The 12710-nt window shown below is 65.0% G+C and carries 11 protein-coding genes; 7 read left to right on the top strand and 4 right to left on the bottom strand.

The features are described from left to right. Window positions 1-15: 15 nt before the first annotated feature. Together EL272_RS12500 and EL272_RS12495 are read right to left on the bottom strand one after the other, a co-directional pair. Window positions 16-1197 (bottom strand): ARPP-2 domain-containing protein, encoded by a 1182-nt coding sequence (locus EL272_RS12500; protein WP_061788141.1) that lies wholly within the window; start codon window positions 1195-1197, stop codon window positions 16-18. Then, complete coding sequence (locus EL272_RS12495; RefSeq protein WP_061788140.1) at window positions 1190-2581, bottom strand: hypothetical protein; 1392 nt, start codon at window positions 2579-2581, stop codon at window positions 1190-1192. The genes EL272_RS12500 and EL272_RS12495 overlap by 8 nt, the downstream gene beginning before the upstream one ends. A gap of 326 nt (window positions 2582-2907) precedes the next feature. Between EL272_RS12495 and EL272_RS12490 the strand changes: the two genes are divergently transcribed. From EL272_RS12490 to EL272_RS12475, 4 genes are all read left to right on the top strand, one after another. Next, window positions 2908-3831, top strand: coding sequence for a ribonuclease Z (locus tag EL272_RS12490; RefSeq protein WP_061788196.1), 924 nt, complete (start codon window positions 2908-2910; stop codon window positions 3829-3831). 104 nt (window positions 3832-3935) lie between these two features. Continuing rightward, on the top strand, window positions 3936-4700 hold the full coding sequence (locus EL272_RS12485; protein WP_014847570.1) for a class I SAM-dependent methyltransferase: 765 nt from the start codon (window positions 3936-3938) through the stop codon (window positions 4698-4700). A 76-nt stretch (window positions 4701-4776) separates the two neighbouring features. Beyond that, window positions 4777-5310, top strand: a complete 534-nt coding sequence (locus tag EL272_RS12480) for a mycothiol transferase (RefSeq protein ID WP_014847569.1) — start codon at window positions 4777-4779, stop codon at window positions 5308-5310. A gap of 154 nt (window positions 5311-5464) precedes the next feature. Then, window positions 5465-5974, top strand: coding sequence for a GNAT family N-acetyltransferase (locus EL272_RS12475; protein WP_126409454.1), 510 nt, complete (start codon window positions 5465-5467; stop codon window positions 5972-5974). A gap of 490 nt (window positions 5975-6464) precedes the next feature. Here EL272_RS12475 and EL272_RS12470 read toward each other — a convergent pair whose 3' ends face one another. Next, complete coding sequence (locus tag EL272_RS12470; RefSeq protein ID WP_081490323.1) at window positions 6465-6758, bottom strand: hypothetical protein; 294 nt, start codon at window positions 6756-6758, stop codon at window positions 6465-6467. A 618-nt stretch (window positions 6759-7376) separates the two neighbouring features. On the opposite strand from EL272_RS12470, the gene EL272_RS12465 reads away from it, so the two are divergent. Further along, window positions 7377-8162: an alpha/beta fold hydrolase gene (locus EL272_RS12465; RefSeq protein ID WP_061788138.1), complete on the top strand. Its 786-nt coding sequence runs from the start codon at window positions 7377-7379 to the stop codon at window positions 8160-8162. Between the two features lie 317 nt (window positions 8163-8479). Here EL272_RS12465 and EL272_RS12460 read toward each other — a convergent pair whose 3' ends face one another. Then, on the bottom strand, window positions 8480-9349 hold the full coding sequence (locus EL272_RS12460; RefSeq protein ID WP_014847564.1) for a WD40 repeat domain-containing protein: 870 nt from the start codon (window positions 9347-9349) through the stop codon (window positions 8480-8482). A gap of 1674 nt (window positions 9350-11023) precedes the next feature. Between EL272_RS12460 and EL272_RS12455 the strand changes: the two genes are divergently transcribed. Together EL272_RS12455 and EL272_RS12450 are read left to right on the top strand one after the other, a co-directional pair. Then, on the top strand, window positions 11024-11740 hold the full coding sequence (locus tag EL272_RS12455) for a tyrosine-protein phosphatase (protein WP_061788137.1): 717 nt from the start codon (window positions 11024-11026) through the stop codon (window positions 11738-11740). A 374-nt stretch (window positions 11741-12114) separates the two neighbouring features. Beyond that, window positions 12115-12630, top strand: a complete 516-nt coding sequence (locus EL272_RS12450) for a GNAT family N-acetyltransferase (RefSeq protein WP_014847562.1) — start codon at window positions 12115-12117, stop codon at window positions 12628-12630. The last annotated feature ends 80 nt before the right edge of the window (window positions 12631-12710 follow it).

Raw genomic sequence — 12710 nt, 5'->3', positions numbered from 1 at the left:
GCGGATGGTCCCAGCTCACGGGGCTTCCATGTGCGCCCGGGGTTCCTGGTGACGAGGCAGACGCCCCTGCTCCCGGAGTTTCTTCGCCGCCTGTTCCCGGACGGTGTTGTTGATCAAGTGCCCGAAACCCCGCGCGGTGATCCGTGCGACCAGCCCGGGAAGATCGGTGCCGAGAGCCGCGGCGGTTTCGTGCAGGTTCCAGTCGTGCGCGGAGAGCTGGTGCAGCAGGTGGGCGCGCCGGGTCTGGGCCGAACTCAACCGCAGGGTGTTGACGTAGAGCAGCTCGCCGTCGTCGCGGACCAGGCGTTCCCCGATGTGGTTTGGGCGGTGTAGCTCCAGGTCGGTCACGAAACGTTCCAGGCGCATGCTCCCGGGGCGATAGACCGTCTCGGTGAGCAGGGGACGATCCTTCCAGTCACCCAGGAGGATCTCGGTGGTGGTCTCGGACCAGTCGCGCCGCACGCGTTCCAACGCCTCGCGCAGCCCGTCGATGTTTTTGGCCCCGGCGAAGTGCGGGCCCGCATCCACCAGCCAGCGGTTGGGCCGGTTCAGGGCGTAAGTCATCATCAACTCGCCGTAGAGATCGTCGAGGAGGGTGCGGTGCAGCAGCCTGTAATCTTCGGCGGTCGGTACGACGAAGGCCGCCATCAGCGTGTCGGAGGTGTGGACCAGCATCCCGACCTGACCGCGGTGGAGTTCGAAGGTCCGCAGGGCGGTGGCGTATCCGGGAATCTCCTGCCCGGAGAAGAAGGACTCCGAACGGTGGGTCATCCCGAGGTTCCTGAACCCCTGCGACAACTCCTGCCAAGCGATCGTCGGGGGTTTGAAATGCAGCTCGAGAAGACCCTCGATGGCCAGGTGCTGCGGCAGGAAACGCAGCGCGTCCTCACCGTCCTTCTTCCGCAGCCGGTGCACCGACTCGAGGAACTGCCACTCCCCGGGAGTGTCCTGCTCCTTCACCTGAGTGCCCGCGGCCGAGCCCCAGGTCAGGCGCAACCCGTGGGGGACGAAGGCGGTGTAGCTCTTCCGGCCGGGCAGGTCGACGGTTTTCACACCGGGCGAGATGACCGCACGAGACAACCGGACATCCTCGCAGGGGGTCTCGCGCAGCAACGGGATCAACCGGAATGCCCCGAAGGTCTGCGCGGGGGCGGGGCGCAGGCCCGTCAGCTCGAGGGGCGGTGCCATCTCACGCATGTCCTGTTGCCTCCAGGAAATCCCGCACCCGGCGTTCGAGGTAGGCCTCCAGTTCCGCCAGGTCGCCGTGGCCGGTGACGTAGCGCGCGAAACCGAGCGCCGTCGGCAGATCCTCGGCGTTGCGCAACCCGATGGAGCGGGTCAGCGGACTGAGGCTGCTCACCTGCAGCTCCTGTGGGTCGAAGACGGGATTGAGGTGGAGCACGTAAAGCTCCGGGACGATCCGCGACGCACCTTCGAGGGCGGCGTGGAAAACCCCGGGAGGATCGTTCTCGGCGCCATCGGAGACCACCAGCACCGTCGTCGCACCCCACTCGAGGGCGTCGATCAACCGCTCCGTGAGATTCGTCTGCCCCCGCGGACGGGGTACCGCGCCTTCGGTAATGGGATGCGTCCAGAAAGCCCTGTAGTCGTGGTCGGCGAGCCCTGCCCGCAGCAGCTGGTCCACACCCCAGGCGACGGCCAGCGGTCGGCGACGTTTCTCGCGGGAACCCGAGGAGGAGAACGAGTTGTCCAGCACGGCGGCCACCCTCCCGGTCAGGGGCAGGGGACCGGTGCGTGCCAGCACCGCACGAGCGGAGGCGGCCAGCCAGCCGATCTCGTCGCGCGGCGTTTCGATTCCCAGGACGTAACCGGCCAGCTCGGTCAGCGACAGCTTCTCGGGACGCACCTCGACGGTGTCGCTGCGCCCGGCGACGCGGAGCCGTTCCCGTTCGGTGAGGCGGTTTCCCATGCTCTTCAGCAGCTCGTCGGGGCTGATGCCGTGCTTGGCGGCCAGGCCTTGCGCGACGCTGAACGGCAGCTCGCTGACCGCACTCTTGCTGAACCGCGCCTGCCGGTAGCGCTCCAGGATCGGGGTGGCGAAGGGGGCCTTGTGGTCGCCGAACAGGAAATCGGCCAGCTCACCGCCGGGATGCAGGTGCGCGTGACGCATCGCCCCCGCCATCTTGCGGCGGTACTTCACCGCATGGAAGGCGAGGTCGGGATGCTCGGTGATGTAGTCGCGGATCAGGGCGCGGGTACGACGATTGTTGACGCCCTCCCGGCGCAGCCGGGCCATCAGTTTCCAGGCCCGCTGCGGGGGCAGGGAACGCAGCCCCGCGTGCAGCAGGGCGTTCTCCTCGCTCCGGAAGTCGTCGGGGGTGTCGCGGCCGCTGCCGAGCAGCCCGATGATGATCTGCGCGACATTGAAGTGATTCACCCCGACCGCCAGCAGCCGGGCGTAGAGGCGACGATAGTTGCCGCGCACGTACTCGTGGAGGAAACCAAGACCCAGGCGTTGCTCGTCACCTCCGGTGAGGAACTCGGCCTGCCCGGTGGAGACGAAGGCGGCGTTGAGGAAGGTCAACAGGTCCTCGCGTGCGACCTCGTCCGCGCTCAGCATCGAATCTCCAGATATCAAAGGCTGGGTGTGTCCGGGGAGGAGCGGTGTGATGTGGAAGTAATTCCTGTAGAGGGAAGCTCGGAAATCACACCCGGGTCCCACGGACACGGGGCCATCGTAGCGAAGCGGACACCGTCGGGGAGCAGCCGCCGAAGGGTGCGGTCCCGGCGGAGTCGTGCAGGGGGCCCAGACCCGGTCCCGTAGGGTATGGGTCCTGTTGCGGAAGCCATGCCCGGGTGCGGCGCACCGGATCGGGCGATCCGGTGAGTCCTCGCCCGGCCAGCGCTGTCCGCAACAGGCCCCGGGCGCTGAACGAGGAGGAGAAGATGCGCGATCGCGAGCTCGTCGCGCTGGGAACATCCAGCTTGGTGCCCACGAAGACGCGGAATCACAACGGATACCTGTTGCGGTGGGGAGCCAGTGGCGTTCTGTTTGACTGCGGCGAGGGCACCCAGCGTCAGATGACCCGGGCCGGGGTCTCGGCGCGCAGCATCGACGTCATCTGCCTCACCCACCTCCACGGCGACCACTGCCTCGGGTTGCCCGGGGTGTTGCAGCGCATCTCCCTGGAGCAGGTGCCCCACCCGGTCACCGTGGTCTACCCGGCCCAGGGGCAGGAGTACGTCGAGAGACTCCACCGCGCCAGCATTTACCACGACCAGGCCGACATCCGGTTCCTGCCCGTCGACGCGGGTCCGGAGCCCGGTGAGGTGCTGCGGACCAAGGACTTCATCCTCTCGGCGGCCTGCCTCGACCACCGCGTCCCCGCCATCGGATACCGGGTGGAGGACCTGCCCGGGGTCAGCTTCGACCCGGAGGCCCTGGCCGCCCGCGGCATCTCCGGACCCGCCGTCGGGCAGCTGAACCGCGAGGGCCGGGTGGAGATCGACGGTGTCATCACCCGGCTGGAGGAGGTGTCGCGTCCGCGACGGGGTAGGTCGTTCGCGTTCGTCATGGACACCCGGCCCTGCCCGGCAGCGGAGAAACTGGCCGAGAACGTCGACCTGCTGGTCATGGAGGCCACCTACACCAGCGACCTGCGGGAGTTGGCGGTCGAACACGGACACTGCACCGCCCCGGACACGGCCCGCATCGCCGCAGCAGCCGGGGCCCGCCGCCTGGCCATGACCCACTTCTCCACCCGATACACCACCACCGACGACCACCTGCGGGAAGCGAACGGAATCCACGACGACGTCATCGCCCTGGAGGACCTCGACCGGGTACCGGTGGACCCCGCCATCTGCTGAATGGCACAGTGGGTGGGTGACGAGACCGGGTTTTGGCTTTCGGGCAGTTGTGGGACCGGTGGGTCGCCAACGGGAACCTTCGGAACCGGGAAGGATGAAGGAGCATGGAACACGACCTCCTGGAGTCGCTGCGACGAGCACACGCCGAGGCGAGGATGACCGGCTGGGACTTCTCTGCCCTGGAGGGGAGGCTCATCGCCGACGATCCCTGGTGGGACTTCGAGGCCGACTGCCTGGATGCGATGCGGTACGCCCGGGCCGTCGCCGATCTCGGCACCGGGGGAGGTGAGCGACTCATCCGTCTCGTCGACGCGTTTCCCGATGACCGGGAAGGGACCCGCACCATCGTCGCGACGGAGGGGTGGGAACCGAACCTTGCGGTGGCGCGGCGAAACTTGGGGACGCGAGGCATCGAGGTGTTGCCTTATGACGCGGAAACCGGGCAGGCCATGCCCTTCGGGGATGGAGAGCTGGACTTGGTGATGTCGCGTCACGAAGGAATCGATGCCGGTGAGGTCACCCGGGTGCTCGCGTCCGGGGGACAGCTGCTGACCCAGCAGGTGGATGGTCGCGATGCGGAGGAGATCCACGAATGGTTCGAGGCCGGTTTCGCCTACCCCGAGGTCACGGCGGAAAGATTCGTCGCCGATCTCGAGACCGCCGGGATGAGGATTGATCAGGCCGACGAGTGGTCCGGGCAGATGCGGTTCACCGATGTCGAGGCCTTGGTGATCTACCTCGGCTACGTGCCATGGGATGTTCCCGGGTTCAGCGTGGACGAGCACCTTGAACGGCTGTCGGAGCTGGCCGCCAGCCCCGGGATCGCGGTCACGCAGCGGCGTTTTCGGATTCACGCCACGAAACCGTGACACGGGTCCGGGACTCTACGCCGTCCGGTGCGTGGAACCGGGGAGGCGATTTGCCGGGCGGTGGCAGGATCGACTCATGGATGCTCAAGCAGTTCTGATTGATTCGGTCAACCGGCCCGTCGAGACGGCCCGGACGGTACTCAAGGAGATCTCCAAGGAAACCCTCCACGCGATGCCCGGCGGCCGGGCGAACTCGATCGCCTGGCTGGTGTGGCACTCCGCCCGTCAGATGGACATCCAGGTGGCGTGGCTGGCCAATGCCGGGCAGTTCTCGGAGCAGCTGTGGATCACCGATGGCTGGGGTGAGCGTCTCGGAATCGACCGCGGCCCGAAGTCGATCGGTTTCGGCGACACCGCCGAGGACGTCGCCGCGCTGCGCGTCGAGGACCCTGCCCTGCTGCTCGACTACCTCCAGGCCTGCACCGATGCGTTCAAGACCTACGTCTCGAGGCTGTCCGCCGACGACCTGGACGAGGTGATCGACACCAAGTGGAACCCGCCGGTCACCCGCGGGGTACGGCTGGTCAGCATCATCGACGACGCGGTCACCCACCTGGGGCAGGCGGCCTACGCCCGCGGCCAGATCGAGGAATGGAGCATCGGCTTCTGACCTGGTTTCCCCTGAGGTCCTCGACGCGGGCCGTCGCGGCGTGCCACCTCGGGGGCGGGGTGTCGGATCTGCCTGTCGCTCGCGGGTTTGCTCACTGGCCCATCGGGTTCTCCAAGAAGCCCCTACGGGTGTTTGGCGCTGCGAGGTGGGAATCGTGCCGGGGCCTGTGATCCGCCCGGCCCGCGAGGACGAACTGAGGGAGCTGGGCGTCATTGAGCAGGAAGCGGATGCGCTGTTCGTCGAGATCGGGATGAACGACATGGCTGCGGCGGATCCGGAAATCCTCCTGCCTGCCCAGCGGGCTGGACGGGTACTGGTCGCGGTGACCCGAGCGGACGAGCCGGTAGGTTTCGTCCGGCTTGAAATCGTCGACTCGACCCCTCACGTCGAGCAGGTCAGTGTGCTTCCTGGGTATGCAGGCCATGGTCTCGGATCCCGCCTGCTCGATGCCGCCGAGGAATGGGCCAGGAAGCGGGGGTATCGGCGTATGACCCTGATCACCTACCGGGATGTTCCGTGGAATGGTCCTTGGTATCGGCGAATTGGCTGGGAGGTCGTCGAGGAGGACCGGCTGATGCCGGAGCTGAGGGCTCTCCGGAAACGCGAGAGGGTCGCCGGCCTGGATGTCTGCCCGCGGCAGGTGATGGAGAAATACCTGGGCTGAGTGGGTCATTGGGCCTGCAAACCGCGAACAGGGCCAGCAAACAATGGGGTAAGGCCAGCAAACCGTGAAGCAAAAGGAGTGGGGAGCGGTGGACCTTCCCGAATGGTCGGTTGACCGACATCGACATGTACCCAGAGGGGTGGCAAGGAGTCGCCTAAAGGGATAGTAGTTCTTCTCCCAGAGGGATAGTTGACTGCGTGCGAGGCTGGTTGATCAGGAGCTGGACGCTTTCATGCCGCACGTCGCTGCGGTCTGGGATGTGGTGCGCAGGACCGTGGACGACGATGCCGGTTTGCTGGCCCTATTCGCGGTTTGCTGGGCTTGTTCACGTTTGCCTGTGCTGTGAGGCCAGCAAACGTGAACAAGCCCAGCACATAGACAGCAAGGCCAGCGGACAAGGGGTAAGGCCAGCGAAAGTCGAGGCAGGCGCGTGGAATGGGTGGTCGCGTAAAGGGCCTCGGATGTAGGGGTGAACGGGGACCGCGAGTCACTACTCGGGCTGGTCGGTGAGCGTCTGTATGACGATTCCGCCGAAACGCGCCTCGTCGGCGTAGCAGCGGATGCCGTCGATGAAGCAGAGGTGACCGGGATGGGTCTCGGTCTGGTGCGAGTCCGCGTAGTAGGCGATGAAACCACCCCCGATGGACGTGTTGAAGAACTCCAGGGCTCGCCCCGACTCGTCGGAGGCCTTCGCCGCGCAGGTGCCACACACCCTGCGCGGGTAGCGCGGCAGGGTTTTCGTGGTGGTATCGCAGATGGGGCACGAGATCTCGATCATGGGCATGTGCATTCTCCTCGCCTTTATCCCATCAATCATGCTGCAAGCGGTTCCCGGACGATGTAGCGATATCGTGAGACGCCTCCGGTGGTGGCCTGGTCGATTGCAACCCTTGGACATGGAAGTGGACGAGGATGGCTCAGGAGCCGACATGACACGTGACGTTTCGGACGATACGAGGGCCGGGTGGGCGCGGGCAGTGCTGACGGTTGACGGGATCGGGCGTTTCGCGGCGGCCGGGGTGGTGCTGGCCTCCGACAAGATTCTCCGGAGGGCCGATCCGTCGCTGAAGTCGCGACTCCTGCTGGCGGGTGCACGGCTAACCACGAGTGCCCTGCTACTCCGGGGAGCGGCGAGGAAACGGCCAAGATCCAAGGACCTGCTATGTGCTGCCACAGTAAACCTCGGCTGGGTGCTGGCATGCACCACATCCCATCGATCCACCCCGACCCAGGCGGGTGACAACTCCTGGCCGCCACCGCCCTTCTCGATGGGGCCTGTGGTTGGTTGCAGTGGAAACTGGGTCGGGACGCATCCAGAGAAGAATGAGTTCCACCCCGTCCGGGCGCTCGCCCGAGGCGCCGGGAGAAAGCCACTGACGCATCCACTCTCAGGGAGGAAACGATGACAAACATCGTGAGACGAGGCACTGGTCTTCCTCTGGTCCTTGTTCATGGCAACGGGGTTGACCATCGGCTGCTCCTTGACCTTGACGACGTGTTTGACGAGACGGGTCAGTGGGAGCGGATCTATTTCGACCTGCCGGGGTTCGGTGGCACCCCGGCGCTGCCTGGTCGAGGCGGGCTTCCTGATGTCGCTGACTGGCTGGACGACATGGTCGGCTCCGTCATCGGCCATCGTCCTTTCGCGATGATCGGTAGCTCTCTCGGAGGTTTGCTCGTCCGGGATCTGGTAGGACGACGATTTCCGCAATGTCTCGGATTTGCCCTCCTGGCCCCTGTGGTCGACCCTGTTCAGGGCAACAGGACCCTGCCTGAACCGTCGGTTGTTCTGGAGGATGATGCGCTCCTCGAGTCCTTGTCGGCGACCGATGCCGAGGCGTATTGCGAAGTTGCTGTCGTGCGAACCCGGGACAATTGGGAACGATTCCGGCGCGCCGCGCTTCCGGGCATCCGAGCAGCGGATCCAGATGCGATGCGCTGGCTCGGGGAACTCTATGAGCTTCCCGAGCCACCGGATGAACGTCTGGATGGTTTTGAGCAGCCCGTGCTCATCATCGCCGGGAGACAGGATGCCGTGGTCGGGTATCAGGATCAGCAGAACCTGTCGGAACTTTTCCCTCACGCGACCTGCGCCGTGCTCGACCAGGCCGGCCACAATGTGCATCTCGACCAGCCGCAGACGGTGCGCGAGTTGCTGCGTAACTGGCTTCGACGAATGGAGCCGTGACAGCCGCAGCTGTGGTGTTGCACCGCCGGACCCTGCACCCACAGATGCCGACGAGTTCGTGCACATCGCCTGGACAAGTACGATGAGGCGATGCGGACGTCTAAGCCACGGAGGATTATTCACAGTTACTGTCGAGAGTGCACTGGCTAGGGGCTTTGCTGGTTGACGCCTTGCTTGTGAATAAACCTTCTTGTGTCAAAGGATTCGACGGTGTCTTAGAGGGTTATTCACGGCCCTCAAGCGCGCCTTGGCTAGGGGGGTGCTGGCGGATGCGGCTCTTGTGAATAACCCTCTGGGAATGAGCCTTGATGTTGGGGTCATGGTTTGGCGAACTCCTCCTTGATTGCTCCGGTGGTGGGATCGAGCACCACCGGAGCGCCGTCTTCGTCACCTTTCTTCTGGATGCCAAGGAGGCGGCCGTTAGGGGTGGCGGTCACGAAGTCCAGGACCTTTGGCGGCAGGGGTAGCTCCCGCTTGCTGTGGGAGGGGACGTCGATGATGACTGCTTGTCGGTCCTCAGAGTCCGACAGGGCCATCGTGTAGACCAGGGTGCCACCATCTGGTGTGAGCGAGCACTCGAGTAGTCGGTGTGGCAGGTCGATGCTCAGCGTCTGGTTGAGGGTGCCGTCGAGTAGGACCAGGGTATCGTTTGTCGCGAGGACTGCTGTGTCGCCACCTGTGATCACCCGCGCTTGAGCATATGGGAGGGTTTTGACGGTGTTTCCCTCCAAGTCCAGGACCAGGAGACTGTCCCCGCCGCCGATCAGGATCTGGTCGCCCAGGAACTGCGCTTGTGGGCTTCGATCGTTGAATGGGGTTATGTTGAACTGCTCTTCAGCCTTGCCTAGTTCAAAGAGGCGAAGCGTATTGTCGGCACCGGATGTGAGCACCAGATTCCTGGTGGCCGAATAGTCGAGTTCGGAGATCGCGTAGATGCCGCCGCACTCCGGCTCGACGAGCGCATGTCCGCTGCTGAAGAAACGGGCCTTCTTATCGGAGGGGCGGAAGTGCACCACGGCTGATCCGACGGCGAACAGCAGCGTGCCGCCGGGGAGCCAGCGGTCGGCAGTGCCGTCGCCGGCATCGAACGTGGTGGCGAACTCTCCGGTGCCCCACCAAATTGCGGTTGGGGCCTGAGAGATGTACCCGCCGATGACCTTGGCGACATGCGAGTCATCGGCGGCCACAATCAGCCTAGGTCGGGGTGGAGCTATGTCGCATATGGCCGTCGGTTCGCTCTGCCGGATCGGGGCTTCGGGCAGGCCATCATGCCAACCAGGGGTGACCGAAGGCGCAACTTTTAATGTGGGGGTTGGCTTTAGTGTGGGGTTTGGACGACACGCGACAAGACCAGCAGTGGCGCCGAGCAGCACATGGCGGCGAGACAGTTTCGGCATGCCCCAGTATCGCTAGACACAGGGTCAGCAGGGAGCAAACGAGTAGCCGGTGGCGACCTCCCGAATTCGTAGCCCTGATCCTCCGGGCTAACTAGCTTGTGCCATTCAGGAATGCCATCGACCCAGCCGGTGGGTGAGAGAGTCGAACGTCACAAGCCGTCAGCGATGGCAGGCCGAGGCCGGCAGCGGCTAGTGCGTGGCGTCGAGGAAGTCGGACCATGACTCAAGTTTGTACATTGGTACTTGTTGAGTCGATGAGGCTTAGTTTGGTGTCAAGTGGCGGAAGCAATGAGTAGGCGTTCGTATGCGTCGTGTGGGTTGGGCCATCCCCGGGCTGCTCTGGGGTGTTCCCCAATGTTCTTCGGCGATGGCGCCCGTGTCAGCAGTTGGTGTGTGGTGCTCTGAGTGCCCTTGGGGTAGGGGTGGTCACAGATTTGGTCCGCCTGTGTTCTGGTTGGTTCCCTGTCCTCTTACGGTAGAGCGAGGAAGAGGTGGAACCACACCTTCTTATGTGAGGGCGTCAGGGTGAGTGCGGCATGACAGGTGCGTCTGCGAAACCGTGACACCTAGGTCACGGGGATCCCTGTATTACGTCAGGGTGTGGTTTCGGTTGTGATCGACATCTTCGCATAAGCTCTCAGGTGTTCCTTCCCCAACGGGTAGAGCGAGGATCATCCACGAACCCGGATGGCTGCGCCCCTTCTTCCAGGATCCGCTGCCGCTGAGGCGCCTATGGGTTCCCGGAAGTGATCCAGGCCACACCTTCAGTACCCCTGGGTGCCCTACGATCACCCAACATCCTCAGGGGCGGTCAACTGGTGCTGGCCATTCCCACGAACCGGGGTGGGTGCGCTGCCCCGCTGGGTGACGCGTCCGATCCTCTGGTGCGTTTGGAGCACAGCCCTGTCTCCTGTGACGGGCCAGTTTCTGCTTGTCACGAGGACAGACACCAGAGCCCCCTGGTGTAGACAGCCCTCGCAGAACACCGGTTACTCCTTGCGGCTGCTTGGGGAGCCCATGCCCAGATTCTCTCGACCGACCATCACAGGCCCCCACCTTGGGGTCCCCGCGGCGATTTGGCGGGGTGTCTTGGAACGCTTCAGGACCCACCTGCAGCCGGGCTTTGAGTACCCGATGCAGCATTGATCTTGCGGGTCCTTTGGTCAGGGTCCGGCGTTTCAGGTGTGTTTCGCATCAGCTGCCACATGGGCTGATACCCATACTTCCCACCGTTGCGGCGTATCTCCCGAGATACCACGGACACCAATCCACACGATCCGGTCCGCAGTCCGTCGCAGCAAGCAACCCTTTCTACCAATCCCCTCTTCGCGACAGCCGCCCGACCCCGTAACCGTGCAGCATACGCCGCACCATCCCCTCCTCCCAGACAAGCACTGTTGCTGCGACCCTATGACACTAGGAGCGGTTCAGGGTCGTGCCATCCGCCGGAAGTAAACTGCCCGGATGCGGGAACTCGACTGGGGCGGGGCGCCAAACATTCGTGACCTCGGCGGGCTGGGCGGTCGCTGGGGTGAGACGCGATACGGGAGGGTGGCGCGGGGACCTCGCCGCGAGTTGATTCCGGAGCGGGGCTGGCGGGCCGCCCGCGACTGGGGGCTGCGGACCGTGGTGGACCTGCGCTGCCCCGAGGAGCAGGGCAGGCGCGACGGCGATCCCCGGGTAGGTGAGGACGCCCTGCGGGACGTGGTGATTCGCTGCGCACCCACCGAGGACCACGACAACGCGGAGTTCCGGGAAACCTGTTTCCCGATCCTCGATTCCCCCGAATACTGGCCCCACAACCTGCGAATCCTCCCTGGTCTGGTGGCCGCCGCCCTGACGACGCTGGCGGCAGCCGAACCCGGGATCTTCGTGCACTGCAGCGCAGGGCGTGACCGCACCGGAATGGTGACCGCCATCCTGCTCGCCAATGCGGGGGTCGCGCCCGGTGCTGTCGCCGATGACTACGCGCAGTCCGTGCGGGCCATGGCGGGGGTCGCCAGTCACGCCCCGACCCACGACCGGCAGGCCGCGTGGAACGATGAGCAGGTAAAGGCGTGGCTTCGCAGGACACGGCCCCTGGTCGAGCGGTTCGCGTCGGGAATCCCGGCCCATCTGGAGATGATCGGGCTTCCCGAGACCACCCGGAACCGGCTCCGGGCGCTCCTCCTGGATGCGTGAACCGCCTCGTCCAATGCCGATTGCGCTGGGTCTCAGTCAAGGAGTGGTTCTCCGATCTGCAGGCCCGGTCACCAGTTGTTGGACATCCTCGCCGTGGTTTCGACTCGACCGGCTCGCAGAGCTCGCAGGTCGGCTCAACCAGCTTGGAGAGGGCGATGTCGGTTGTGTCGGGTCTCGGTCAAGGAGTGGTCCTCCGGTTGGTAGACCCGATACCAGTTGCTGGGCACCCTCGCCGTGGTTTCGACTCGACCGGCTCGCAGAGCTCGCAGGTCGGCTCAACCAGCTTGGAGAGGGCGATGTCGGTTGCGGTGAAGTGGGGTTGTGTCGAGAGTCTTTCTGGTATGGGGCGCAGGGCGTTTCGGTAGAGTCCCGGCATGCGGATCATCGAACCGGACGAAAGGTTCAGGGTTTCGTTCCTGGAGGCGTGGGACGAGTTCGACGCGGAGGACGGGCGGGGCGCAGAATGTACCGGCGCATTCGGTTTCACCCGGCGGCAGTGCGACTCTGTCGCAGGCTTTGCCGCGATGTGCGCTCGTCGGCGCCTGGACAAAACCGATCCGCCGGAGGGTTTCGTCCCCGCGACGATGCTGTGGGCCGTCGATGGCGACCGATGGTTGGGGCGGGTTTCCGTCCGTCACGAACTGAACGACCACCTGATACGTTTCGGCGGCCACATTGGATACGCCGTCAGGCCCTCAGCACGCCGCCGCGGCATCGCGACCACCCTGCTCCGCGTGGGCCTCGGGATGCTGAACGGAATCGGTGTGGGGGAGGCCCTGATCCTCTGCGCCGAAGACAACGAGGGGTCCCGGCGGGTGATCGAAACGGCCGGAGGTGAGCTGGAGAAAGTCGTGGAAGGGCTCCGAAGCTACCGAGTGGCGACCGGGTAGTGGGGCACCCGCTGCGGATGACGGTTGAGCAGCACTCGCCCCGGTATCAGCCGCCCTGGGGTGATTTCGGGCGTTGGGCG

The sequence above is a fragment of the Arachnia propionica genome (genome assembly GCF_900637725.1).
In the GTDB taxonomy this organism is placed as follows: Bacteria; Actinomycetota; Actinomycetes; order Propionibacteriales; family Propionibacteriaceae; genus Arachnia; species Arachnia propionica.
This window is presented reverse-complemented; position numbering and strand designations above follow the sequence as displayed.